The sequence below is a fragment of the Ruegeria sp. CH5 genome, assembly GCF_056537025.1.
Map to the genome: position 1 here is coordinate 1 of NZ_JBQFQT010000014.1, position 752 is coordinate 752.

General features: G+C 53.1%; 1 protein-coding gene. It reads right to left on the minus strand.

Going from position 1 to position 752, the window contains the following annotated elements:
* Positions 1–634, minus strand: a 634-nt coding sequence (locus ACR0JC_RS18830) for a transposase (protein ID WP_480764015.1), incomplete at its 3' end; no start/stop codon positions are given.
* Positions 635–752: the final 118 nt, after the last annotated feature.

A 752-nucleotide genomic window follows, 5' to 3' on the forward strand; every position in this document is an offset into this window, starting at 1 on the left:
TCCATTGGCTGGCAGGGTCCGAATATGAAATGAACTTAGGCTTGACTGGCGAGGCAGCACCAAACGCGGCCTCATCCAGGGTTTCCAGATATTCCCGAACAGCGCGCGGTGCGGTCTTGGCATCGATCTGTGCAGCATCCCATTCTTCTTGTGACGCTGAATACTGCTTGGTCGCTTCTGCCTCAATCAAGCTGGCATCAATCGCCATACGCTGGCCGCTGACCAAACCTTCTGCGATGCACCGCGCCACTGTCGTTTCGAACACGTGCCGCAAGAGTTCACTCTCGCGGAACCGACCATGGCGGTTCTTGGAAAAGGTAGAGTGATCCGGCACTCGATCAGTCAGATCGAGGCGACAGAACCAGCGATACGCAAGGTTCAGGTGCACTTCTTCGCACAACCGCCGTTCCGACCGGATGCCAAAGCAATAGCCCACCAGCAGCATGCGGATCAGCAACTCGGGATCGACGGAAGGGCGACCAGTATGACTGTAAAAATCCGCCAAATGATTGCGGATACTGCTCAGGTCAACAAATCGATCAATCGACCGCAGCAGATGATTGTCCGGGACATGTTCCTCCAGGGAGAACTCATAGAACAGCTCAGCCTGAGTTTCCTGTTTTGGTCCCATCATCATCCAAACTCCCATTCAATAAGAGAATTGAATCAGCCAGATGGCCTTCGATCAAGACAGAGTTTTTCAACAGAATACGCCGTTCGTGTCGTATTTCATCTCCCTACCTTTCCAGGTC